Source organism: Achromobacter sp. MFA1 R4, from assembly GCF_900156745.1.
In the GTDB taxonomy this organism is placed as follows: domain Bacteria; phylum Pseudomonadota; class Gammaproteobacteria; order Burkholderiales; family Burkholderiaceae_B; genus Achromobacter.
The window spans coordinates 4,255,180-4,279,843 of record NZ_LT707065.1; the positions used below are offsets into that span (position 1 = coordinate 4,255,180).

Sequence of the window (24,664 nt, forward strand, 5' to 3'; positions counted from 1 at the left end):
CTCAGGCGACCTTGCGTTCGGCCGTGGGCCGGTCCGCGCCGGCGGCGCCCAGATCAAAGGGGAAATCATCCACTTTCACCACGGCATCGCGCAAGCGGTTGCGGCGCTTCACGACGGCGTATTCCTCCGCGGTGATGCCGCCGATGGCCACCGCCGCGTCGGCGATGTCGCGCACGTTGGCTTGCGGATTGCCGTCCAGCACGCCGCGTTTTTCCAGCTCGCGGATCTTGGCTTCGATCGGCTCGGCGTCCAGCGTGGCCGCCAGCGCCAGCTCGATCGCGCCCACCGGTTCGTCGGCGGTGTCGGGCAGGTGGCATCCGGCGGTCAGGCGGTCGCGCGTGGCGCTGGGGCTGATGAGCAGGCGCGCCACGTCCTGGCCAAGCTGGTCCGAGGGCGGGACCTGGCTGTGGCCCCACGGGAACACAATGCGGCGCAGGATCCATGCGACGGGGCGGTTGGGGAAGTTGTCCAGGACGCCGTCAAAGGCTTCCTGCGCCTTGTACAGCGCGTCCTGGACGGACCAGTGCGCCAGCGGCGCGTCGGCCGCCTGGCGGCCTTCGTCCTCAAAGCGCTTGAGCGTGGCGCTGATCAGGTACATCTGCGACAGCACGTCGCCCAGGCGCGCGGACAGGCGCTCGCGGCGCTTCAGGCTGCCGCCCAGCACCAGCATCGAGGTGTCGGCCAGCAGCGCGAACGCGGCGCAATAGCGCGAGAGAAGCTGGTAATAGCGCTTCATGCCGGGCGCGACGTCGGCATTCACGGCGGCAAAGCGCGCGCCGGTCAGGGCGGTGCCCAGCGCGCGCAGCGTGTTGCGGACCACGAAGCCCGCATGGCCCCAGAACGCGGCGTCGAAATCGTCGAGCCCCTGCTTGCGGTCCGGCGACTGCGCGGCCCGCATTTCCGCCAGCACGTAGGGATGGCAGCGGATCGCGCCCTGGCCGAAGATGATGAGGCTGCGCGTCAGGATGTTGGCGCCTTCCACGGTGATGCCGATGGGGATCTGCTGATAGGCGCGGCCCAGGAAGTTGGACGGTCCCAGGCAGATGCCCTTGCCGCCGACCACGTCCATGCCGTCGTTGACGACCTGGCGCGCGCGTTCGGTGACGTGGTACTTCACGATGGCCGACACGACCGAGGGCTTTTCGCCCAGGTCCACGGCGCCCGCCGTCATGGTGCGCGCGGCGTCCATCATGTAGGTGTGTCCGCCGATGCGGGCCAGCGCTTCTTCGACGCCCTCGAACTTGCCGACCGGCATCCGGAACTGGCTGCGCACGCGGGCATAGCCGCCCACGGCGCGGGCCGTGAGCTTGGACATGCCGGTATTGGACGAGGGCAGCGAGATCGAGCGGCCCGCGGCCAGGCATTCCATCAGCATGCGCCAGCCCTGTCCGGCCATGGCCGGACCGCCGATGATGAAGTCCAGCGGCATGAAGACGTCGGTGCCGCGGGTGGGCCCGTTCATGAACATGGCGTTCAGCGGGAAGTGGCGGCGGCCGGTGTCCACGCCAGGATGATCGTGCGGCACCAGCGCGCAGGTGATGCCCAGGTCCTTCTTGCCGCCCAGCAGCCCGTCCGGGTCGTACAGGCGGAACGCCAGGCCCAGCAGGGTGCAGACGGGCGCGAGCGTGATGTAGCGCTTGTCCCAGGTGACGCGCATGCCGATCACTTCACGGCCCTGCCATTCGCCCTTGCAGACGATGCCGCTGTCCGGAATGGCCGCCGCGTCGGACCCGGCCCAGGGGCTGGTCAGCGCGAAGGCGGGCACTTCTTCGCCGCGCGCCAGGCGCGGCAGGTAGTGGTTCTTCTGTTCCTCGGTGCCGTAGTGCAGCAGCAGCTCCGCGGGGCCGAGCGAGTTCGGCACCATGACCGACACGGCCAGCGCGGAGGACCGCGTGGACAGCTTGGTCACGATTTCGGAGTGGGCATACGCGGAGAACGCCAGGCCGCCGTATTGCTTGGGGATGATCATGCCCAGAAAGCCCTCGGCCTTCAGGTAGTTCCAGACGTCCGCGGGCAGGTCGAAGCGCTCTTGCGTGACGTGCCAGTCATTGACCATGCGGCAGGCGGTCTCGGCCTGGTTGTCCAGGAAGCGCTGCTCTTCGTCGGTCAGGCGCGGCCGGGGATAGGCCAGCAGGCGGCTCCAGTCGGGCCGCCCGCGAAACAGCTCGCCCTCCCACCAGACCGTGCCGGCCTCCAGCGCGTCGCGCTCGGTGTCGGACATCTGCGGCAGCACCTTGCGATACAGGTTGAAGATCGGCGCCGACAGCAGCGCCCTGCGGAGGGGGCGCACGCCCAGCAGCACTGCGACCAGGAGCGCAATGACAACCAGCGTGACGATGACTGCGACCATTTCTTTGTCTCCTCGGTTTTCTTCAGGTGTCTGGCGACCGTCTGGCGTTGCTTGCCGGGCGGCGGTCTGGTCGGACGGGGCAGGCGGGTCAGGCGCCTCCGGGGCTCGGGGCCAGGTGCGGCAAGGGCGAGCGCAGCCCGCCCAGCAGGAAACTCATCAGTCTCGGCAGCAGCAGTTCACGGTCGTTGGGCTGGTCGGCCTCGTCGCCGCCCAGGCCGGTGACCGAGCGCAGGAGATCGGTGCCCATGATGGCGTACGAGGTCGCGCCCAGCATGAACTGAAAGCGCCAGATGATCTCGGCGCGCGGCACATCGGGCAGCGCGGCGAAGAGGGCGTTGCGGTAGCGCTCGAGCACGTCCGCGTACTCCTCGGCGAACAGCGCGCGGATGAAATCCGTGGGATCGGTCATCGTGCGTTCCAGGAGCGGCAGGAACGTGCTGCCGGCCTGCGCGGGATCGGCAGCCAGGCGCAGCAGGGTGCCGAAGAACGCATCCACGATCTGCGAGGGCTTCAGGGGCTTGCCGGCGGATTGCGCCTCCAGTTCGTCCAATAGACGCATGCGCTCGCGGTTCAGCACCTCGAGGCGGCGTTTGAGCACCGCCTGCACGAGTGACTCCTTGGAGCCGAAGTGGTAGTTCACCGACGCGAGGTTCACGCCGGCCGCGCCGGTGATCTGGCGCATGGACGTCGCTTCGTGCCCTTGTTGTGCAAACAGGGCTTCGGCGGTGTCCAGGATGGCTTCCCTCGTGGACGTGGATTTGATTTCTTGCATATGGTTGAATTCAAACGTTTGTTTTAAAGCATTATGCGTGAGGGAAGGAGGAGAGGCGAGCCTCGGCTATCCCCAATAGGGTTTACCCCTAACCATCCATGTCCCATGTGTCGGTTTTGCGGGACGAGCCCGCCGCATCGGGCGTAAGAACGAGACCCGGCCGGGATTAAGGATGAGGGGCTCCCTGAGCCCCTGGCTGAGAATTGGCCGAACGGCCTCGGACACCGGCCCTAGGATGAATGTGCTCTGGAACGCACGCGGAAAACACCGCAGTATCAGCGCGAGAACGTGAATGCATTGCCCCGGCTGCGTGCCGGGCGAGGCCCTACGCAGACACGGCGCGGCAGGCCAATCGCCCTGATACAGGAGCACGAGAAATGAAGACGTACAAGGTGGGATTGCTGGTTGACGGGTATGAGCAACCCGGCTGGATGCATGAGATGGTTGAGTGGCTCGTCCATAGCCAGGACTTCGAGCTTGCGGCCTTGCTGGTGATGGACGGGGAGGCGCCCGACAGCGCGCCGCGGCTGGGCGTGAAGGCGCTGTTCGGCACCCTGTCCCGTCTCGAGGGCAAGCTGCTGCCGCAGAAACAGCGCGCCATGCTGGCATGCCGGGACATGCGCGAACACCTGCCGCAGTCGGGCACATCGGTGATCGCGCTCGCGCCCGGCGACGAGGACGCGCAGGCGCGCGCCGAGGTGCAGGCGCTGGGCCTGGATCTGGTGATCACGTTGGGCGCGTCGCTCGCCACGCGCGCGCAGCTGGCGAGCTGGTCGCGGCTGGGCGTGTGGCAGTTGAGCTATTCCGATATCGCGGTGTCGACGAGCCGTTATGCAGGCTTCTGGGAAGTCTTTCAACGCGAAGACCACACCACCGTGAAACTGTGGCGCGTCGGCGAAAAAGAGGAAGACGACGAGCTGCTGGACCAGCGCAGTTTCAACACCGAGGTGTTCTGGCTGAAGAACCAGGCGCGCGCATTCAGTTTGGGAAATTTCATGGTGTACGACGCCCTGCAGGCGCTGGCCCGCGATCGGCCTGGCGTCGCGCCGCCGGCCATGCAGATCATGAGCGGGCCGCGCCGCGCCGATCCCGCGGAGTGGGACAGCGCGGCATATATCGCGCGCCAGGCATGGTTAATGTCGGATCTGGTTGTGCGGCGCATCATGAAACGCAATATTCGCTGGCGGATCGGTATGTTTCCCTCCGCGCGCCAACAGGCCGTGGTGTCCGAGGCCATGGTATTGCAGCCGCCTAAGGGCAGGTTTTTCGCCGACCCCTTTGTTTATACGCACGATAAAAAGCCGTATATATTTTTCGAGGATTATGATTTTACGTCCCGCAAAGGCACGATCTCGGTCGCGACCTACTCCGACGGGGCTTTCCGGCTGCTGGGCACTGCGCTGAACCTGCCGTATCACCTTTCATTTCCGTATATTTTCGAACACGATGGCGTAACGTACATGGTCCCGGAAACCTGCGGAAATCGCAGTATAGAGCTATGGAAATGCACTGAATTTCCGCTGAAATGGGAGCTCGACGTTAATCTGATGACGAATATTTCTGCGGTCGACACCATTATTTTTAAACACGGAGAATACTGGTGGTTATTAACAAATATCGACCGAACCGACGGCCAGAGCCATTGCGATGAATTATTTGCATTTTTTTCCGATTCGCCGCGCTCCACGACCTGGACGCCGCACGCCTGCAACCCGATCGTGCGCAACCCGATGCGCGCCCGCAACGCCGGAATCGTTGTGTCTCCTGGCGGGGACGTGATCCGCTGCGCCCAGTACCAGGGCTTCTGTCACTACGGCAAGGGCGTGTCGCTGAATCGGATCGACGAGCTGACACCCACCACGTACATCGAAACCGACGGCGAAATCCACTACGCAAACTTCCTGAGAAAACGCCATGCTTCAATGCACCATTGGCATCATCAGGGGGGGCACACGGTATTTGACTTCGCCTATATGGAGTAAATCCGCCGCCAGGCGGCAACATAAAAAATGTTACCGTTATTTCGAATACAGGGACTGTTCACGGGCTGGATGTGTCTACGGATACAAGTTGACAGATTTCCCCCTCGATCCGGCTGTTCGAAGCCGCGTCCGGCCGATGCCCCGACGCGGCTTTTTTTCGTCTGTAACACAAGCCTGAAGCCCTATCCACGCCGCCCGGCAGCCCCTTTTCATAGGGGAGCCGGGGTGGCGCCCTGCGCGAGGCTGGTGAAAACCCTAGCGTAAAAAAGGACGAGAGGGGTTTCTCATCCATATTTACGAACGTGATTAAGGCTAACGATTGATTTCTGATTTTATCGGATTATATCGCCCGGAAACGTCTTGATTTTGACAAATCCGAACCATAAGATGGGTTCCATGCCATCCGTTATGTTGGCTACCAAAGTCGCCCAGCCCAAATGTCCCGGTTCAGCTTCATTAGATATTCCGGGATATGCGGACCACCCACCGCAGGGGCTGGAAAATAATAGTCTTCAGCACAGCGAAGATCCCTTCGAGGCCCGTCGAAAAACCGGGAGGACACCATGGCCAAGATGGTCCTGATTGAAGCCCATCCGCTCCTGCGGTTGGGTTTGTGGCAGATTCTTAGCAAGTTGGATGATGTGTGGGAAATCGAGGGAATGGGCCTTGCGGATGTATCCAAGGCCGACGGCGTACACGCGGGCGCCGATCTCCTGATCTACGGGTTGCCGGTGGATACCGATGAAGCATGGAGCGCCTTGCACGAGATTCAGCGCGTGCTGACGCCCAAGCGGATTCTGCTTTTGACGGACGTCATGCCCTTGCCCATGCCGGTGCAAGGCCTGCCTGGCGCCAGCGTGTACGGATGCCTGATGAAAACGGCCTCGGTCGAAATCCTCGAGGCCGCCATACGCCTGGTCATGGCGGGCGGGCAATGCTTTCCGAGCGAACAGGCGCTGCAGGCTCCGGCCTCGACCGTATGCGCCTTGCCGTCGCGGGACGCGGACGAAGCCGGCTCCAAGGGCGCCATGCCCGTCAGCGCGGGCGCACAACTGCTCCAGATCACGCCGCGCCAATATGAGGTATTGGTGCTGCTGGCCAGGGGCTATCCGATCAAGACCGTCAGCCGGATGTTGAATATCTCGGTAGCGACCGCCAAAACGCACGCGTGCACGCTGTATCAACGCCTGCATGTCAAGAACAAGGGCGAAGCCGTCTACGCGGCGCTGCAACGCGGCGCAACCTTGGAATGGCATGAACCGAATGGCCGCGAAGTGGACGCCGGGCAGATCTATGGGCGCAAGCTCGGGTAGTAGAAGGTTTGCGCTGCCTGCCCGGCAGCCTGGAACGCCCAGTTCCGATGCTGCCGGGGTTGCGCATAGCCAATACGGCTAAGGCATAGAAAGCAGGTGTCAAACGTCGCTGCCGCCTCGCTTTCCGCCACCAATCATCCTCCTGAACGAGATTCAGCGGACGTAGCCGCTGATAGCATGGGTTGTGTCCGCAAGCATGGATTGATAGGGCGAATCACTTAATCTCGCCAGCGCAATCCCAAGGCCGCGGACAGGATTCCCCCGAACCTGGCGATGCGCGTGGACCCGTGCGTTGCGCGGCATTGCGCCAGCGTCGTGGGAACCGTAATGGGCCATGCGTCACAAGGTTCTTCCCGGGATGACAACCGTACTGATCGAAGACTACGCTCTGCTTCGTGTCGCCATTCAGCATGTGCTGGAACGTGTGCGCAACGCCGACGACATCCTGGCCATCTCGCCAGCCCATCTGCTCACCATGTCAAGCTCGATCAACAAGCCAGTGGAACTGCTGGTGGTGGGTTGCAGCGGGTCCGCCGAGCAGGACATAGGGCTCCTGTCGCAGGCCATGGCCTTTTTCATGCCCAGGTTGGTGCTGGTCCTGTATTCCGCGCTGGACCCGAGCGTGATGGCCGCCTGCGCGCGGGCGGGCGTGGCCGGTTACCTGCCCAAGGCCTCAAGTCCCGATGCCTTGGCCGCGGCCGTCAGCCTGGTGATCGCCGGCGGGGAATGCTATCCCCAGCCCGCCGGCAGGCCGCCCGGCACGACGCATGCGTCCGTGCAGGAGCTGCGCGAACTGACGCAGCGGCAGGAGGAAATCCTGCAGTTGCTCGTGCAGGGCAAGACCATGCGCGAGATCGGGCAGCAGGTGGGCATATCTGTCGCGACCGTCAAGAGCCATGCGCGCACGCTCTATTGGAAGCTGAACGCGCGCAATCAGGCCGAGGCGGCCTATATCGCGGTGCAGATGGGCCTGGTCAGAAACACCAACGGGCAACCGACGCCGGACAAGGGCGACGCAAGCTGATCGCGCAGGGTGCGAGGCAGGGCCTGTGCGGGTGGCGGCGCCGCCCGCACAGGCCCTGGCTTATTTCAGGCGCAGGCGCAGGCGTGAAGGCGCAGCCTCGTGTGTGAAGGCGCAGCCGCGTGTGTGAAGGCGCAGCTGCGCGTGTGAAGGCGCAGCCGCGCGTGTGAAGCAAACCGCAATTAAAAAGGCCGCCTGCGACACTTCCGCAGGCGGCCCCGACTCAAAAAAAAACCTCAAACGTCGCCTTCGCTCGCTTGCGTGCCAGCCGGCGCCGTACGGCCCTTGGACTTCGCGATCGCGGCGAACTCGCGTTCCGCGGCGCCCAGCACCGCGTCCACGTGCAGGTGCTCCATCGCATACCGGCGCGCGGCCGCGCCCAGGGTTTCGCGGATCTGGGCGTTGTAGCTCAGTTTGCGCACGGCCTCGGCCATGGCCAGGGCGTCTTCGGGCGGCGTGAGCAGGCCGCAATGCGACACCACGCTGGCAAGCTCCGTGCCGCGCGCCGCGCCGCACACCACCGGCCGGCCGCTGGCCAGCATGCCGGTCAGCTTGGACGGCATGACCAGGTCGGCGGCGCCGGCGCGCTGCGGCAGCAGATGGATGTCCGCGGTGCTCAGCAGGGCGCCCAGCCGTTCAGCCGGTTGAAGGTCCAGGAAGATGACGCGGGTCAGGCCGCGGCAGCGTTCCTCGAGCGCCGCGCGCTCGGGGCCCTGGCCGCAGAACAGGAACCACAGCCGGTCTTCGCGGTTCAGCCGGCGGGCCACGTCCGCGAGGATCTGCAGGCCTTGCTTGCCGCCCATGTTGCCGGAGTACAGCGCGACGATGGCGTTGTCCGGAATGCCGAGCTGGCCGCGGTAATCCCCGCCTTCGGCAAGCGGGGTGATCGCGTTGACGTCGATCCAGTTGGGCAGCAGCACGGCGCGGCCCGGGTCGATGCCCTTGGCCAGCGCCAGGTCCAGCATCCGGTTCGAGATCGTCGACACGCGGTCGAAGCGGCGCATCAGCCAGCGTTCGGCGCGCTTGACCAGCGACCGCAGGCCCGCGCCTTTGAGCAGGCCCAGCTCGAACGCCGCGTCCACCTCGAAGTCCTGGATGTGCAGCCACGCGCGCGCGCCGCACAGGCGCGCCGCAAGCCACGCGCCGGGCGCGCAGAAGAGGGCGGGCTCGACCACCAGGATGATGTCAGGCCGGCGCATCGCGGCGCGCAGCAGCGACGGCAGGCTGGACAGCGCAAAGCTTGCCAGGTGCACCAGGCGCTTGGCGCCGCCTGGTCTTTCAGGCACCCACAAGGGCGCGCGCCGCACGGTCACGCCGCGGCGCGTCTCCTTCGCGTAACGCGATCCGCGGTAGCCCTCATGCACTTTCCACTGCGGATAGTAGGGCGGCGCGGTCACCACGCTGACCTCGTGGCCGCGCGCGGCCAGCCACTCGGCCAGTTCGGCCGTGTACTTGCCGGTGCCGGTCAGTTCGGGCGCGTAGTTGATCCCATAGATGAGGACTTTCATGTCGGCGTGGCGGTGCGGGGCCGGATGGGACGGCAAGGGTTTCCATGGCACACCATTGCGGACGGCATGTTGCGGAATACCGAGCTGCGCGCGCCGATCACCGCCTCGCGCCCGATCGTCACCCCTGGTCCCACGAACACGTCGGTCGCCACCCAGGCGCCTTCTTCCACGCGCACCGCGCGCTCGCGCAGCGGGAAATCCGGCCGGCCGGCGTCGTGGTCCGCGGCGCACAGGTAGCTGCGCTGCGACACCACGGCGTGCGCGCCGATGTGGATGGGTCCCAGGCTGTAGATCACGGCGTCGTCGCCGATCCAGGCGTAATCACCGATCTCGACCTTCCAGGGATAGGTCACGGTGGCCGTGGGCCGGATCAGCACCTTGTGGCCCACGCGCGCGCCGAAGCAGCGCAAGAGCCACCGGCGAAAGCCGTAGGCCACCTGCGGCGACCAGCGGAACAGGGTGCCCTGCACCATCCACCACAACTGGACGGTCAGCGCCGACCGCCCGCGCTGCCCCGGGGCCAGCGAAAACTGGTCCAGCCGTTGCAATGTGCTCATTTGGCAGCTCCCGCGACCGCGTCGCGCTGGGAGGCGGCCGCGCTGGCCTGGCGCGCCTTCAGGATTTCCTCGGTCTTGATGCGGATCTGCCAGTAGTACATGGCGCGCGCCACCGCATAGTCATAGCCGGCTTTGCCGTCCAGAAAGCCCAGCCGGAAGACGTAGGAATGCAGGAAGGCGATGGGGGCCTTGAACGGCATGGCCTGGAAGATGCGCTTGAGCAGGGCGCGGCCGCCCACGTTGGCCTCGCGCGGATCGTTCATCAGGCCCTTGGTGCGCAGGTTCGCTTCCCAGTCCGAATAGCGGTTGTGCTTGTCGAAATAGTGATAGAGCGAATCGTGGTCGTTGTGCACCATGCGCTGGCGCAGCGCGAAGGTCTCGCCCTCGACCTGCGGCTGGTAGTGGCCTTCGACTTCCCACATGTTGGCGACGTCCAGGTCGTCATAGTCCAGGAAACGGGAGCGGTCGCGCGCCAGCAGCGCCAGCTTGTACACGCGGTGGCCGTGCTCGAGCTTCCTGCCGCAGAACACGTAGTCGAAGGGCACGAACGCGCCGCCGGCGCCCGCGGCAAAACGCGGAAGCACCTCGCGTATCTCGGCCGCCAGGCCCGGCGTCATCTCTTCGTCGGCGTCCACGTACAGCACGACCGGATGCGTGAACGGCAACTGTTCCAGGCACCACTGTTTTTTCTTCGGGTACTTGCCGTCCCACTGGAAATTCGACACGCGCGCGCCCATCGCCGTCGCGATCGAGCAGGTGGCGTCCGTGCTGTTGGAGTCCACCACGAAGACTTCGTCGAATTCCACCAGCGCCTTCAGGCACTTCGCGATGTTGCGTTCCTCGTTCTTCGTCATCACCACGACGGAAACCGGTATCTTCTGCATGATGCTGTCCTGTTCAGGGCGTTCCGCGCTGCATGAGCGGCTGGAAGAGCTCGATGACGTTGCGGCAGTGCCGCTCCAGGGAAAAGGCGTCCGCGCGTTCGGGGCCCTGGGCCGCCAGTTTCTCGCGCATTTCGCCGTCGTAGGCCAGGCGCCGCACCGCCTCGGCCAGCGCCGCGGCGTCGCCGACCGGCACCAGCAGGCCATAGCGGCCGGCGTCCAGGATCTCGGCGGGGCCGTGCGGACAATCGGTCGAAATCACCGGCACGCCCAGGCACAGGGCCTCCACCAGCACGTTCCCGAAGCTTTCGCGCACCGATGTGAGCGCGAACGCGCCGGCGCCGGCGATCACCGGAAACGGATTGTCGATATGGCCCGCCAGCTTGACCCGCGTGCGCGACGGCTTCTCGTCGATGCGCTTTTGCAGGGCGGCATGCTCGGAGCCTTCGCCCAGGATCGTGAAGGCGATGCGGGGATCGTCCAGCAGGGCCGCGGCGTCGATCAGCGTGGCGTAGTCCTTGACGGCTTCCAGGCGGCCCACGGCGACCACGTGATACGGCGAATCTCCATCGCCGGCCGGCTGCGGCCGCGCGCCTTGCCGCCGCACGTTATCCAGCGGCACGCCGTTGTAGATGGTGTGCACCTTGCCGCGCAGCGGCGGAAACATGCTCACCAGGTCTTCCTTGACGCCGCGCGACACGCCCACCACCGCGTCGTGCCGGCGGTAAGTCTGGCTCACCAGCCAGCATTTCAGGCGCCGCATCTTCGAGGCGCCGTAATGGATGGCCGGACTGCTGTGCTCGAACGCCACAGTCCTGAAATTGCCGCGCAGGATCGTCCTGGCCAGCACGACCAGCATGTTGCACAGCAGGCCGTGCGAGCACACGATGGCCGGCTTGTCGCGGCGGATATGCTGCAGCAGTTTGAAAAAGGCCACGGGCAGCATCAGCCGCAGCTTGGTGGGGGACTCGATGATGGGCAGGGCGCGGGTGACCTTGGGGTTGGCGATGGGGTACTCGCGATTGCGGGAGCGCAGCAGGAACAGGGCGGAGTCCACCCCCTGTTCCGGCAACGCGTCCACAATGAAGGCGACGCATCTTCCGACGCCGCCGTGCAAGTCCGGTGCGACAAACAGGACATCAGGCATGGGGTATTACTCGCGGTGGCGCCCGGCGAACGACGTCCGGGCGGGGGCTGGGAACGGGCGGTTCGTTACGGGGCACGGGCATGATCTGCGCATTGCGCATCAGCGACAGCGCATAGCACAGCAGAAATCCGGTAAAGGCGGTCTTGGGCGCGTAGGCCAGCCCGCCCGACATCGAGTCGATGAAGATATAGATCGGCGCCGTCGCCAGGAGGTAGCGCCGGTGCATCTCCAGGCCGGGATGCTCGCGTCGCCTGAACAGGGTCAGCAGGATGAGCAGGGGCGGCAGCATGATCATGGTCGTGCCCACCACCCCGAACTTCATCAGGTAGAAGGCCCAGGAATTGTGCGCGAACGTGCTCAGCTCGAAGCCGTTCTCGCCCATGACCCAGCTGCGGAACCCGGCTCCCTTGCCGAAGACCGGGCTTTCGGCGAAGTAGTCCATCTGGCCTTCCATTTCCTGGACGCGCGCGCCGTAACTGGAATCTTCGTCCAGCCGTTCAACGCTGAAGATGCGCTCGGTCAGCACGTCCAGGTAGCCGATGCTGGCGAAGATCAGCACCCCGGCGATGGTGGCGGGCGCGAAGATCATGATCGCGCGGCGGCGGATCTCGGGGTTGCCCGCCAGCAGCACGGCGATGATGACGGACACCGCCAGCTGCAGGTACTGGCTGCGGTTCAGCGAGAACACCAGCGCCATCACCATGAACAGGATCAGGAAATAGGCCTTGGGGCCCGTCACGTTCAGCGTGCGCCGGAAGTACAGCAGCGACACCACGGCCATCGGGATGGCCCACACCCCCAGGCGCACGTTGCGCAGCGGATTGGACACGCTGAAGCCCTGCGCCTGCTCCAGCAGCATCAGCGTGGCCACCGCCAGGCCGGCGGCCACGATGTACTTCTGCAGCACCGCGTACGCCCCGGGACTGTCGATGTCCTTGTAGCAAAGGAACGGCGTGCACAGGAAGTAGAAGACGATGCGCAGGTCGCGCGCCACGTCGCCGGTCTGGATGCCGGGATGGTCGATCGACACCAGCAGCAGGTAGATCACCGAGATGGCCTGGATGCCCAGCAGCACGCCGAGCGCCCCGCGCGGCAGCGCGTAGGCGCCCGGGTCGGCCAGCCGGAGCGCTTTGACGCCCAGCATGGCGACGAACAGCAGGTCGAACGGCGACAGCTTGAAGCTGCCCACCCCCACGATGAACCGGTCGTCGTTCAGCGCCAGCGCGGTGAACACGAACAGGCCCAGGAGGTGGAGGGTGGAGAGTCGGCGGCGCGTGGTCATTGCAGTTCCGTGTCGTTGATGGCCGGGCCTAGTGCGAGGCCCAGTCGTCGCGTCCGAAGATCTTGGTCGTCAGCTTTTCCAGCAGGTAGGTCAGGTCCCCCTGCCGGGCATGCGCGGCCACCTTGGACGCGCGGCAGGACAGCTCGAACAGGCGTCCCAGGCCCGGCTCGGTGCGCCGGATGCGGCTGACGATCTGTTCGCGCTCTTCCAGCAGCACGTCCTGCATGAGCGCGGTCTTGGTCTCGTCGTGGGCGGTGTACACGCCCAGCGCGTCCGGCACGATCAGGTTCTTGCCCTCGCGCAGCAGCCGGCTCCACAGCTCCAGGTCCATGCAATAGCGCATGCTCTCCTGCAGCAGCCCGTACTTGCGCAGCAGGTCGCGGCGGAAGATGGCGGACTGGTTCGGGATCGAGGCTTTCACCACCGTCAGCGTGCCGCGGTTGACGGGGGTGTAGTGGATCTTGCGGAAGATGTGGTTGTCCGCGTCGGCGACGAAGAGGTTGCCGCTGACGATGGGCGCGCGGCCCCGCGCCGCCGCCGCGCCCAGCTTGCGCAGCGCGCCCGGAAAGTACAGGTCGTCCGAGTTCTGCCACCCCACGTAATCCCCGGTGGCGCGCTCGAAGCCCTTGTTGATGGCGTGCGACTGGCCGCGGTCCGGGGTGCTTTCCCAGTACGTCAGGTAACGCTCGTACTTCTTGATGATGTCCACGCTGCCGTCGGTGGAGCCGCCATCGATGATGATGTACTCCAGCCGCGGGTAGCCCTGGTTCAGGACGGACAGGATGGTGCGCTCCAGGAACTTGGCCTGGTTGAACGAGGGCGTCACGATGGTCACTTTGGGCAGCAGACCGCTGGCGATGGGCGCTGGCGGGCGGAGCTCGCGGACGAAGTCGATGAGCTGGCGTGAATACTCGTTATGGCGCTTGCGCATGTAGGACCTCAGCATGTTGGTTATCGGGTGGCCGCAGGCATGGCGCCCGGAAAGTCGGGGCGGGATTGACGGATGGCGAGGGCCACGCCGGCCAGCGTGATCGCCGCGTAGGCCATGCGGCCCCAAGCTGCGGCGTGTTCCCCCGCCACGTGTACCAGTCCCGCCATGACGCACAGCATCGCCAGGCCGCCCAGTCCGTTCAGGATCGCGACGGCGCGGGAGTTGCCGAGCCCCAGGAGGGAAAAGTGCGCCGCGGCATTCAGGGAAAGCAGGCCCGATGCCACGATCAGCAACTGGAATGTGCCCAGGTGGCCGCTGGCGACGTTGTCGCCCAGCAGCAGGTTAAGGAGCGGCTGGCTGACCGCCAGCACGGCCAGGGTGGCGCTGGCCGACAACGCCAGGTTCCACAGCATCATGCGGCGGATCTCGCGTTCGGCGGCGCCGGGAAAGGGCGGCGAGACCGACAGGCGGGTCACGCGCGGCATCGCCTTCTGGAAGATGGCGACCGACGCCGTGTGGATGATCTGGCCCACCTGCACGCCCACGGTGTAGATGGCAAGCGCCGCAGGCCCCATCAGGCTGCCGACCAGCACCCGGTCGACCGAGCCGAAGGCCAGCGCGCTCAGGCTGTTCAGCCACGACCAGCGCGAGAACCGGAAGGCGGCCATCATGGCGCCGCGGTCGCGCACGGGGCGCACGATGAAGCGATCGTAGGCGCGCGCGAACACGCGCATCTTCACGCTGCCCGCGATCAGCAGGCCGACCGCCTGCGCCAGCCCGGTCCAGGTGGGCGAGGCCGTGTACCAGGCGGCCGCGCAGGCCAGCGCCATGGTGCCGGTGCGGCTGAAGACTTCGCACAGCGCGGTGGCCCGGAAGTCCTCGCGGCCTTTCAGGCAGCCGGAGAAGAGCTGGTCATACTGCTGGGTCAGGTAGATGGCGAGCGCGGGCATCGCCAGCATCGTCACCGCCACGCCGCCGAAGGTGGCCTCGGGCCAGCCCAGCCACACGGCGCCCCACAGCAGCATGGCCGCCAGCGTCACGACGCCCAGCGCACAGCCGATCAACGACACGCTCACGCCGGCCGCGCGATAGGCGCCGCCGGGCTCGTGCATGCTTTCGGAGACCAGCTTGGTGGCGGTGACGGCCGCGCCCAGGTTCGCCGCGTTGCCGAAGCCGGCGAGCGCGATGATCATGGAATATTGGCCGAAGCCCACCGTGCCGAGCTCGCGAAAGAGGATGGGCAGCGCCACCAGCGCCGCGACGGGACCGATGCCGTACTCCACCAGCCCCCAGAAGGAAGCATTGCCGGCGATGTGTTTCTTCACGAATCCAAGCATCGGAAACCCTGTCTGTCATGCTGGCGCGGCCGTCAGGCCACCGGCAGCGGCTGTTGCGTGCGCTCGCGCAGGAAATGGCCGTAGGCGAGCGTGATGCCGTGCGTCAGGGAGATCTCCGGACGCCAGCCCAGCGCCTGCACGCGCGAGGAATCCATCAGCTTGCGCGGCGTGCCGTCGGGCTTGGACGTGTCGTACACGATCTTGCCCTCATAGCCCACTACGCGCGCCACCAGCCGGGCCAGGTCCGCGATGGAGATGTCCTGGCCGGCGCCGATGTTGTAGATGCCCTCGGCGTCCGGATGCTCCATCAGCATGACGCTGGCCTGCGCCAGGTCGTCCACGTACAGGAATTCCCGCAGCGGCGTTCCCGTGCCCCAGATCGTCACGGTTTGCGCGCCGGTCTCGCGGCCTTCGTGGAACTTGCGGATCAGGGCCGGCAGCACGTGGCTGCTGTGCAGGTCGTAGTTGTCGTGCGGGCCGTACAGGTTGGTGGGCATGGCGCAGATGAAACGCGCGCCGTGCTCGCGCTGATAGGCTTCGCACAGCTTCAGGCCGGCGATCTTGGCGATGGCGTAGGGTTCGTTGGTCGATTCCAGCGGACCGGTCAGCAGCGCGTCCTCGCGGATCGGCTGCGGCGCCTCGCGCGGGTAGATGCATGACGAACCCAGAAACAGCAGCTTGCGCACCCCGGCCGCGTAGGCGGCCCGGATCACATTGCACTGGATCATCAGGTTCTTGTACAGGAAGTCCACCGGATGGGTATTGTTGGCCAGGATGCCGCCCACCTTGGCGGCGGCCAGGTACACCACGTCGACCGGCGTGGTCGAGAAGAAACGGTGCACCTGGTTCTGGTTCTCCAGGTCCAGCTCCGCCCGGCTGCGGGTCAGCACGTTGTTGTAGCCGCGCCGGTGCAGTTCGCGGGTGATGGCCGCGCCCACCATGCCGCGATGGCCGGCGACGAACACGCGTTGGTCCAGGTTCGTCATGGCGGGCTACTCCTTGTAGGCGTAGATTTCGTAGCCGTTCTGTTCGACCAGCGCATCGCGCCGCGCATCCCGCAGGTCGGCTTCGACCATTTCCTTGACGAGTTGCGCAAACGTCGTGCGGGGCGACCAGCCGAGCTTCTCGCGGGCCTTGGTGGGATCGCCCAGCAGCGTTTCGACTTCGGTCGGACGGAAGTAGCGCGGATCGACGCGCACGATGACCTGGCCGGCCTTGACGTCGTGCACCGGCGAGAACAGCACGGTCGCGGTTTCTTCCAGCCCTTCGCCTTCCCAGGCCAGCAGGATGCCCAGCTCGCGCGCGGCGGTGTTGATGAACTCGCGCACGCTGTATTGCATGCCCGTCGCGATGACGTAGTCCTCGGGCGTGTCCTGCTGCAGCATCAGCCACTGCATTTCGACGTAGTCGCGCGCGTGGCCCCAGTCGCGCAGCGCGGACAGGTTGCCCAGGTACAGGCATTCCTGCAGCCCGAGCACGATGCGCGCCAGGCCGCGCGTGATCTTGCGCGTGACGAAGGTTTCGCCGCGCTTGGGCGACTCGTGGTTGAAGAGGATGCCGTTGCAGGCATACATGCCGTAGGCTTCGCGGTAGTTCACGCTGATCCAGTAGGCATACAGCTTGGCCGCCGCGTAGGGGCTGCGCGGATAGAAGGGCGTGGTTTCCTTCTGCGGCGTTTCCTGCACCAGGCCGTACAGCTCGGAGGTGGACGCCTGGTAGAAGCGCGTCTTGTTCTCCAGCTTCAGGATGCGGATCGCTTCCAGCAGGCGCAGGGTGCCCAGGCCGTCGGCGTTGGCGGTGTATTCCGGTTCCTCGAACGAGACGCCCACGTGGCTCTGCGCGGCCAGGTTGTAGATCTCGTCGGGCTGCACCGACTGGACGATGCGGATGAGGCTGCACGAGTCCGTCATGTCGCCGTGATGCAGCACGAAATTGCGGGGCTGGTCGTGCGGATCCTGGTAAAGGTGGTCGATCCGCGCGGTGTTGAACAGCGAAGCGCGACGCTTGATGCCGTGGACCTCATAGCCCTTGGCCAGCAGAAGCTCCGCCAGATAGGCCCCGTCTTGGCCAGTTACGCCGGTAATCAGTGCCCGTTTTGGCATGGTTGTGTCCTTAAGACTTAGTGACTGCACGAAAGGAGCCGATGGCTGCGGTACCAATGTGCAATGAGATTACTGTTGCACCAGCCGCTGAGATATCGGCCAAAAGGTCTAAGAGTTCAGCCTCTCGGTAGGGAAAAAGAGACTGGATGGTTTCGTCTACAACGCCCAATGTGGTGACCGCCAGCATGGCCACCAGCGCGGGGCGCCGGTTGACGGATACGTAGATCAGCCCGGTCAGGAAGGCGTAGGCGGCCAGGTGCAGCCGCTTGTCGCCGAACGCATCGGACATGTCCGCCGCCAGGCCGGGCAGGTTGCCGACGGTGATCAGGACGATGAAGAACACGGCCGCCACGGGCAGGCAGATCCTTGCCATGCCCGGGCGCCAGAATGGGACCGAATCCTTCCTTTCAGACACGGCCGTAGATGTCCTGGAAACGGACGATGTCGTCTTCGCCGAGATACGCGCCCGATTGGACTTCGATGATCTCCAGCGGGATCTTCCCCGGGTTCTCCAGGCTGTGGATCTCGCCCAGCGGGATGTAGGTCGACTGGTTCTCGGTCAGCAGGTACTGCTTGTCGCCGTTGTAGATGCGCGCCGTGCCCGACACCACGATCCAGTGTTCGGCGCGATGGTGGTGCATCTGCGACGACAGGCGCGCGCCCGGCTTCACGGTGATGCGCTTGACCTGGTAGCGCGGCCCCTGGCCGACCGAGTCGTAAGACCCCCACGGCCGCTGGACCTCGCGGTGGTGGTTGAGTTCGGCGCGGTGCTGGGTCTTGAACGTCTCCACCAGGCGCTTGACGTCCTGCGAACGCGACTTGTGCGCCACCAGGACCGCATCGGCCGTCTCGATGACCACGATGTCGTCCAGCCCCACCGACGCCACCAGCCGGCTGGTCGAATGGATGAGGCAGTTGCGCGAGTCCTCCACCATGACGTCGCCGGTGGTGGAATTGCCCTCCACGCTCTTCTGGGCGATGCCCCAGACGGCGTCCCAGGCCCCGACGTCGCTCCACGAGGCGGCCAGCGGGATGACCACGGCGCTGTCGGTGCGCTCCATGATGGCGTAGTCCATCGAGTCGCTGGGGCAGGCTTCGAACGCCGGGCCGTCCAGGTGGAACAGCCCGTTGTCGCCATGGCCGGTGGCCACGGCCGCCTGCGCGTGTTCAAGGATCTTGGGCGCCAGCCGTCCCAGCTCGGCCAGGAAGACCGACGCCTGGAAGGCGAACATGCCGCTGTTCCAGTAGTAGCCGCCGTCCTCGATGAAGCGCTGGGCGACCTCGGGCGACGGCTTTTCGACGAAGCGGCGCACGCGGCGCGCCGGGGCCATGGCGCCCGGCTCGTCGGCCTGGATGTAGCCGTAGCCGCTGAGCGGCGCCGTCGGCTTGATGCCGAACGTCACCAGCGCGCCCTGGCGGGCGGCGTCGTAGGCCTGGGTGAAGGCCGCGCTGAGCACCTCGCCGTCTTCCAGCACATGATCGGACGGCATGATGAGCATGACCGGGTCTTCGCCATCCTGCATCGCCCGCAGCGTGGCGGCGGCGATGGCGGGCGCCGTGTTGCGCGCGAACGGCTCCAGGATGACTTCGACATCCTTGATCCCCAGTTCCTGCGACTGTTCGGCCGCGATGTAGCGGTGCGCTTCGTTGCAGACGAGCATGGGCCGCGCCTGCGCGCCCGCCGAACCCAGCCGCAGCAGGGTGTTCTGCAGCAGACTGCGGTCATCGGTCAAACGGATGAACTGCTTGGGCAGCAGTTCGCGCGACAACGGCCACAGGCGCGAGCCTGAACCGCCGCAAAGAATGACTGCCCGGTACGGGGGAGGGGGGTTGGTCATGGCGCTCACTCCTTGAAGTAGGCCTGGGTGTAGGGATGCACGCCGGGATCGGCGGCGATCGCTTCTCCGGGCAGCCAGCGGTAGCCGCGGTGCTGGGCCAGGGGAAGGCTTGCGGTATCCAGGGAAAGCTCGGCCTCGTACGCGAGGACGACGTAGTGGGTGGAGCGTCCGGCTTCACCCGCGAAGTTGGTGCCGTAGAAATGCTCGTACACGCCGCGCGGCGTCCAGGCCAGATCGGGCAGCGACAGGCCCAGCTCGTCCTGGACGATGCGGCGCAGCGCCTCGCGCAGGGGCTCGTTCTTGCGGATCCGCCCGCCAGGCACGAACCACGCGCCCTGGGCGGGGGGATTGGCGCGCAGCCCGGTCAGGTAGTTGCCGGCCCCGTCGCGCAGCAGCAGGTCGATCGATACCAGGGGCAGCATCTCCACCGCCTGGCGGAAGTCCGAGCGGGCCAGCATGCCGCCGCGCGCCGCCGGCGCTTCATGCACGGGCCATCCCAACGGCTTAGTAGACATTGCGGCCCGTCCATCCCGAGATCGCCGTGCGGGCGATGATCAGCAGATCCATCCTGAACGTCCAGTGCTGGATGTAGTAGATGTCGTGCTCGACGCGGTCGCTCATCTTGCGCAGCGTGTCGGTCTGTCCACGAAAGCCGTTGACCTGCGCCCAGCCGGTGATGCCCGGCTTGACGCGATGGCGCATCATGTATCGCTGCACCAGGTCCTTGTACATTTCGTTGTGCTCCAGCGCGTGCGGACGCGGGCCCACCACCGACATGTCGCCCCGCAGCACATTGAGGAACTGCGGCAACTCGTCCAGGCTGGTCCGGCGCAGGAAGCCGCCGATGCGCGTGACCCGGCTGTCGTTGCGCGTGGCCTGCGTGACCACGCCCTGTTCCTGGTGCACGGTCATGGTGCGGAACTTGTAGACATGGAACACCTTGCCGTCCACGCCCAGCCGCGGCTGCGTGAAGAAGACCGGGCCGCGCGAGGTCAGCTTGATCAGCAGGGCCACCGTCAGCATCACCGGCGCCAGGCCGATCAGCGCGCACAGCGCGAAGCTGCGGTCGAATGCCTCCTTGGCCCAGCCGCGCACGCCCGCGGCGGGCAGGCTGTTGAGCTGGATGGCGGGCAGGCCCAGGAATTCGCCGATGCGGTGGCCCAACAGCTGGATCGACATCACATCCGGAATCCAGCGGATATCCACCAGGTCGTTGCGCAGGTGATACAGCACTTCGCGTAGTTCCTGGCCCGCCTCCATCGGAAGCACGATCCAGATTTCGCGCACCTTGTTCTCGCGCACGAAGTCGCTCAGGTTTTCCAGGCCATGCAGACGGCGGACCTGCGGCGGCAGGATCTCATGCGGTTCGGCGTAGATACCCGAGATCTGGTAGCCGGCCTCGCGGTACTTCTCGACCCGGCGCCACATGTCGTGCCCCAGCGCGCCAAAGCCCACGAGCAGCACGCGCTTTTTGTCCAGGCCGCGATCGCGCGCCGCGCCCAGCGCCGTATAGACGGCGACGCGCACGCCGGCCAGCGCCAGCGCCGTCATGCCGAACCAGGTTGCAGCCCATAAGCGGGATATCGCGCCGGTCTGGTGCATGAGAAAACTGACGAAGATGCCAAGCGCGAACACGGTGGCCCACGCGGCGATGCTGCGCACCAGCAGATCGGTCAGCAGGCGCCCGCGCCAGGACACGTACAGGCGGAACGCCGGAAAGATCGCGATCGCGCCCAGGCCGCACAGGTAGATCAGGAACAGATGAATCTGCGGAGGATCCGCCAGGGCTTCATCCGAGAATTTCAAGCCGGTGGCAGTCAGGCCGCAGGTGATGACGATCGCGGCGTCGAGCAAGCGATAGAGATAGCTTGTCCCGCTGAATCTTGCCGACGTGTCCGTTTGGGACGGGTCCATCGCGCACTCCTGTTCGGAAGGGAGCGCTTTGCGCCAAGCAAAAACTGTGCAGTGCCGCAAAGCATGTGGCTACCGACAAAATCTTATTGAGTGCGCCGCCTACCCGAAACCTCCAAACGGTGTAGGAGAAGGCTTAAGGCATCCGTCGAATGTGCGGGCCTAGGAAAAGAGTGTGGAATGTCGCAACCCGTTACGCATCGGGCTCCTTTCCAAGCAACGAAGTCATTCACTGTGGATTTGCCATGACTACATTTTTCGGAACGTTGAGCCGAGCCATAGCCGCTATTGCGCTCGTGTCCTCGCTGGGCGCTTGCGCCTTGTCTCCCGGTATGACTTTCAGCGCGAACCACCTCGCGGACCCGCTGGATCCGGACTCCAAGGCCGTCATCAAGGAGATCACGCCCTCCCTCGTTCTCGAAGAGCAGCGCGCGCGTGAAGCGCTGCTGGACAACGAAGGCGTCAGCCACCTGATCGGCAAGCCGGGACCCTACCTTATCGGGCCGGGAGACATCCTCTCCATCGTCGTGTGGGATCACCCCGAACTCGTGCTTCCGACGCAAACCTACGCCATCGGGTCCGGGGCAACGGAACTAGCCATCGGGGATACCGCCTCGGGCATTCCGGGCTATACGGTCTCATCCACGGGATATATCCAGTTTCCGTATACGGGACTGCTGAAAGTGGCGGGGTTGACGGAACTTCAGGCTCGCAATCTCATAGTGAATAGTTCGAGCAAGTACATACAGGACCCGCAGATCACCGTACGCGTTCTGGGATATCGCAGCAAGCGCATCTTTGTCGATGGCGAGGTGACAACGCCGGGCACGGTTGCGATCAACGATGTTCCCATGACCCTGTTGGAGGCGCTCAACCGGGCCGGAGGCATTCTGCCGACCGGCGACCGCAGCGCGGTCTATGTGATCCGCGATGGCCGGCGTACTCGCGTGAACCTTCCCGCGCTGATCGAGCGCGGCCAGGACCTGAACCAGGTAATGCTCAAGCCAGGGGACATCGTGAGAGTCACGCCGCGCGACGACAGCAAAGTATTCGTGATGGGCGAAGTGTTCATCCCCGGTGCTTCCGTCATGCGTGATGGACGCATGTCGCTGACCGAGGCATTGGGCCTGGCAGGCGGGCCGAACCAGATCACGGCCGATACCTCACAAATTTTCGTCGTGCGCGGCACGGAGGAGGCAAAGCCTTTGGTCTACCACTTGAATGCCGCGTCGCCGCAGGCCCTGGCCGTGGGCGCCAAGTTTGAATTGCAACCCAAGGATGTCGTGTTCGTGGATTCGGCCGGCCTGGTGCGGTGGAACCGCTTCATCAGCAACCTGTTCCCGAGCGCGCAAACCGTACAGACCGTCCGGTCCATCGATTAGTAGTCCGCCTCAAAACCCGCCTTTGGGGGCGCCGCAACCGCGGCGGCGCCCTCTCCTGGAGAGCTGCATGTCGTTGCCCATCGAATCGTTCGAGCCGTCCGTCCCGGCCCGTCAACAGGAAACCCCCTTGTCGTCCCACGTGGATGCCATTTTCTCCAACCGATGGATGATCATTGGGATCACCCTGCTCGCGTTTCTCGGCGCTTTGGCGTATGTGATGGTGACGCCGAAAGTCTATTCGGCCGACATCATCGTGCAGGTTGAAGAGGAGCTTCCGAACGGGCAGGCGCGCAGCCTGCTGGGCGATGTGTCGTCGATGTTCGATACCAAGGCGGAAACGTCGGGTGAAATGGAAGTGCTGCGCTCGCGCATGGTCGTCGGCCCGGCCGTCGACAAGTTCCTGCTCTACATCCACGCCAAGCCGCGCTACTTCCCGGTGGTGGGCGAGTGGCTGGCGCAGCGTTATGAAAGCCTGCCGTATCCGTCCGGCTTGCCGCGCGGGGGCTACGCCTGGGGCGGCGAGTCCATCGCGATCTCGCAACTGGACGTGCCCGATGAATGGCTGGGCAAGCCGTTTCGCGTGACCACGCTGGGAGAAGGCCGCTACACGCTGAGCGACAAGCTGACCGGCGCCACCTTCACCGGCACGGTCGGCAAGCCCGAGCGCTTCCTGCTGCCGGGCGGCGGGGCGATGGATGTGCACGTCGATGCGTTGTCGGGGCGGCCGGGCACCGAGTTCACGGTGTCGCGCAGTTCGCGCCTGGCGGCGATCGAGAACGTGCAGGCGCGCATGGGCATCTTCGAGCGCGGCCGCGCCTCGGGCGTGATCGGCGTCACGCTGGAAGGCAACGATCCCGCGCTGACTACGGCGGTGCTCAACCAGATCGGCCAGGAATATGTCCAGCAGAACGTGAACCGCAAGTCGGCGCAGGCCGAGAAGTCGCTGGCCTTTCTTGAGCAGCAGCTCCCGCAGCTCAAGTCCGAACTGGATGCCGCGGAAACCAAGTACAACGCGCTGCGCAACAAGCGCGGCACGATCGACCTGAGCGAAGAGGCCAAGCTGATCCTTGCGCAATCGGTGGACGCGCAGACCCGGGTGATGGAACTGCGCCAGAAGCGCCAGGAACTCATCACGCGCTTTGCGCCGACGCACCCGAGCATCGTGGGCATCGATCGCCAGATCGCGTCCCTGACGGGCGACGTCAACCGCCTGGGCAACAACATCAGGCAGCTTCCGGACCTGGAGCAGGACGTGGTGCGCCTGGTGCGCGACGTGCGCGTGAACACCGAGCTCTACACCGCGCTGCTCAACAACACCCAGCAGCTCAAGCTGATCCGCGCCGGCAAGGTGGGCAATGTGCGCATCCTGGACGCGGCCGTGCAGCCCGACAAGCCGGTCCGCCCCAAGGCCGCGATCATCATCGGCGTGGCCACGGCCGCCGGGCTGATCTTCGCGATGCTGTGCGCGTTCGTGCGCAACGCGCTGTTCGGCGGCCTGTCCGAGCCGGAAGACGTCGAGCGCCATACGGGCCTGCCGGTGCTGGCCGCCATTCCGTACAGCGACGTGCAGGACAAGCTGTGGCGCCGCAGCCGGCGCAAGAACGCCACCGTGCCGGCGCTGCTGGCCCAGAGCCAGGGCAACTCGCCGCCCATCGAAAGCCTGCGGTCCTTCCGCAACGTGCTGCAGGCGTCGCTGCGCCAGTCCACCAACAACATGGTCATGTTCACCGGTCCGGTGGCGGGCGTGGGCAAGTCCTTCCTGTCCGCCAATTTCGCCTTCATCCAGGGCGGCGTGGGCAAGCGCGTGCTGCTGATCGATGCGGACTTCCGCAAGGGGCAGCTCAACCGCTACTTCGGCGTGCCGAAGGAGGACGGCCTGTTCGAAGTGCTGACCGGCACGATCCCGCTCAGCCGCGTCAGAAAGCACAGCGTGTCCGAGGGCGTGGACTTCATCGCCACGGGCGCCGTCACCTTCGATCCTTCCGAGCTGCTGGCCTCGCCGGTGTTCGGCGAGACCCTGCGCGAACTCGCGACGCAGTACGACATGGTGATCCTGGACACGGCGCCCGTGCTGTCGTCTCCGGACGCGGCCGTGGTGGGCACGCATGCCGCCGCGGTCATGGTGGTGGTGCGGTCGGGCATGAACACGGTGGGCGAGATCCGCGAGACGGCCAAGCGCCTGATCCAGGCGGGCGCGCCGGTGGACGGCGTGCTGTTCAACGGTCTCAAGCTGCTGCCCGAGCGCTTCGGCTTCCGCTCCAAGTACGGTGGTTATCGATACTCCCGCGCGGCGTACTACGGCGATTTGAAACAGAACGGTCCCAAGTGAACGCCACCCGGAGAAACTGGC

Annotated in this window: 20 protein-coding genes; 5 read left to right on the forward strand and 15 right to left on the reverse strand. The window is 65.5% G+C overall.

Annotation, left to right across the window (positions count from 1 at the left end):
* Position 1 precedes the first annotated feature (1 nt).
* Positions 2-2,350 carry an acyl-CoA dehydrogenase gene (locus tag BXA00_RS19540; RefSeq protein ID WP_076520094.1) on the reverse strand — a complete coding sequence of 783 codons (2,349 nt, stop codon included), beginning with the start codon at positions 2,348-2,350 and terminating at the stop codon, positions 2-4.
* 88 nt (positions 2,351-2,438) lie between these two features.
* On the reverse strand, positions 2,439-3,122 hold the full coding sequence (locus BXA00_RS19545; protein WP_076520095.1) for a TetR/AcrR family transcriptional regulator: 684 nt from the start codon (positions 3,120-3,122) through the stop codon (positions 2,439-2,441).
* A gap of 377 nt (positions 3,123-3,499) precedes the next feature.
* Here BXA00_RS19545 and BXA00_RS19550 point away from each other — a divergent pair, with 377 nt between their 5' ends.
* The 3 genes from BXA00_RS19550 to BXA00_RS19560 all read left to right on the forward strand — a co-directional run bounded on the left by BXA00_RS19550 (position 3,500) and on the right by BXA00_RS19560 (position 7,441).
* On the forward strand, positions 3,500-5,104 hold the full coding sequence (locus BXA00_RS19550) for a hypothetical protein (RefSeq protein WP_076520096.1): 1,605 nt from the start codon (positions 3,500-3,502) through the stop codon (positions 5,102-5,104).
* 563 nt (positions 5,105-5,667) lie between these two features.
* Complete coding sequence (locus tag BXA00_RS19555) at positions 5,668-6,417, forward strand: response regulator transcription factor (RefSeq protein WP_076520097.1); 750 nt, start codon at positions 5,668-5,670, stop codon at positions 6,415-6,417.
* A gap of 358 nt (positions 6,418-6,775) precedes the next feature.
* Positions 6,776-7,441 (forward strand): response regulator transcription factor, encoded by a 666-nt coding sequence (locus BXA00_RS19560; RefSeq protein ID WP_076520098.1) that lies wholly within the window; start codon positions 6,776-6,778, stop codon positions 7,439-7,441.
* Positions 7,442-7,674: 233 nt separating this feature from the next.
* On the opposite strand, the gene BXA00_RS19565 is transcribed toward BXA00_RS19560, so the two are convergent.
* From BXA00_RS19565 to BXA00_RS19625, 13 genes are read right to left on the reverse strand one after another with little or no spacing between them, the layout of a single operon-like run.
* Complete coding sequence (locus tag BXA00_RS19565) at positions 7,675-8,946, reverse strand: glycosyltransferase WbuB (RefSeq protein ID WP_076522018.1); 1,272 nt, start codon at positions 8,944-8,946, stop codon at positions 7,675-7,677.
* A complete protein-coding gene (locus BXA00_RS19570; RefSeq protein WP_076520099.1) occupies positions 8,943-9,503 on the reverse strand; it encodes a putative colanic acid biosynthesis acetyltransferase in 561 nt (186 codons plus the stop codon). The genes BXA00_RS19565 and BXA00_RS19570 overlap by 4 nt, the downstream gene beginning before the upstream one ends.
* Complete coding sequence (locus tag BXA00_RS19575) at positions 9,500-10,387, reverse strand: glycosyltransferase family 2 protein (protein WP_076520100.1); 888 nt, start codon at positions 10,385-10,387, stop codon at positions 9,500-9,502. The genes BXA00_RS19570 and BXA00_RS19575 overlap by 4 nt, the downstream gene beginning before the upstream one ends.
* A 13-nt stretch (positions 10,388-10,400) precedes the next feature.
* Positions 10,401-11,531 (reverse strand): glycosyltransferase, encoded by a 1,131-nt coding sequence (locus tag BXA00_RS19580; protein ID WP_076520101.1) that lies wholly within the window; start codon positions 11,529-11,531, stop codon positions 10,401-10,403.
* The gene (locus BXA00_RS19585; protein WP_076520102.1) at positions 11,524-12,813 is read right to left on the reverse strand and encodes an O-antigen ligase; all 1,290 of its coding nucleotides are present in this window, start codon (positions 12,811-12,813) and stop codon (positions 11,524-11,526) included. Before BXA00_RS19585 ends, BXA00_RS19580 begins: the two co-directional genes overlap by 8 nt.
* Positions 12,814-12,841: 28 nt before the next feature.
* Positions 12,842-13,759: a glycosyltransferase family 2 protein gene (locus tag BXA00_RS19590; RefSeq protein WP_231952114.1), complete on the reverse strand. Its 918-nt coding sequence runs from the start codon at positions 13,757-13,759 to the stop codon at positions 12,842-12,844.
* Positions 13,760-13,764: 5 nt separating this feature from the next.
* Positions 13,765-15,069: a lipopolysaccharide biosynthesis protein gene (locus tag BXA00_RS19595; RefSeq protein ID WP_231952115.1), complete on the reverse strand. Its 1,305-nt coding sequence runs from the start codon at positions 15,067-15,069 to the stop codon at positions 13,765-13,767.
* Between the two features lie 44 nt (positions 15,070-15,113).
* Positions 15,114-16,067, reverse strand: a complete 954-nt coding sequence (locus tag BXA00_RS19600) for a GDP-L-fucose synthase (protein WP_076520105.1) — start codon at positions 16,065-16,067, stop codon at positions 15,114-15,116.
* A 6-nt stretch (positions 16,068-16,073) separates the two neighbouring features.
* Positions 16,074-17,183 carry a GDP-mannose 4,6-dehydratase gene (gmd, locus tag BXA00_RS19605; RefSeq protein WP_076520106.1) on the reverse strand — a complete coding sequence of 370 codons (1,110 nt, stop codon included), beginning with the start codon at positions 17,181-17,183 and terminating at the stop codon, positions 16,074-16,076.
* A gap of 10 nt (positions 17,184-17,193) precedes the next feature.
* The gene (locus tag BXA00_RS19610; RefSeq protein ID WP_076520107.1) at positions 17,194-17,556 is read right to left on the reverse strand and encodes a VanZ family protein; all 363 of its coding nucleotides are present in this window, start codon (positions 17,554-17,556) and stop codon (positions 17,194-17,196) included.
* A gap of 34 nt (positions 17,557-17,590) precedes the next feature.
* Positions 17,591-19,021 carry a mannose-1-phosphate guanylyltransferase/mannose-6-phosphate isomerase gene (locus tag BXA00_RS19615; protein WP_076520108.1) on the reverse strand — a complete coding sequence of 477 codons (1,431 nt, stop codon included), beginning with the start codon at positions 19,019-19,021 and terminating at the stop codon, positions 17,591-17,593.
* Positions 19,022-19,026: 5 nt separating this feature from the next.
* Positions 19,027-19,536, reverse strand: coding sequence for a GDP-mannose mannosyl hydrolase (locus tag BXA00_RS19620; protein ID WP_369825576.1), 510 nt, complete (start codon positions 19,534-19,536; stop codon positions 19,027-19,029).
* Complete coding sequence (locus BXA00_RS19625) at positions 19,526-20,935, reverse strand: undecaprenyl-phosphate glucose phosphotransferase (protein ID WP_076520109.1); 1,410 nt, start codon at positions 20,933-20,935, stop codon at positions 19,526-19,528. The genes BXA00_RS19620 and BXA00_RS19625 overlap by 11 nt, the downstream gene beginning before the upstream one ends.
* A 242-nt stretch (positions 20,936-21,177) precedes the next feature.
* Here BXA00_RS19625 and BXA00_RS19630 point away from each other — a divergent pair, with 242 nt between their 5' ends.
* Together BXA00_RS19630 and BXA00_RS19635 are read left to right on the forward strand one after the other, a co-directional pair.
* Positions 21,178-22,314 (forward strand): polysaccharide biosynthesis/export family protein, encoded by a 1,137-nt coding sequence (locus tag BXA00_RS19630; protein WP_076520110.1) that lies wholly within the window; start codon positions 21,178-21,180, stop codon positions 22,312-22,314.
* Positions 22,315-22,381: 67 nt separating this feature from the next.
* Positions 22,382-24,643 (forward strand): GNVR domain-containing protein, encoded by a 2,262-nt coding sequence (locus BXA00_RS19635; protein WP_076520111.1) that lies wholly within the window; start codon positions 22,382-22,384, stop codon positions 24,641-24,643.
* Positions 24,644-24,664 lie beyond the last annotated feature (21 nt).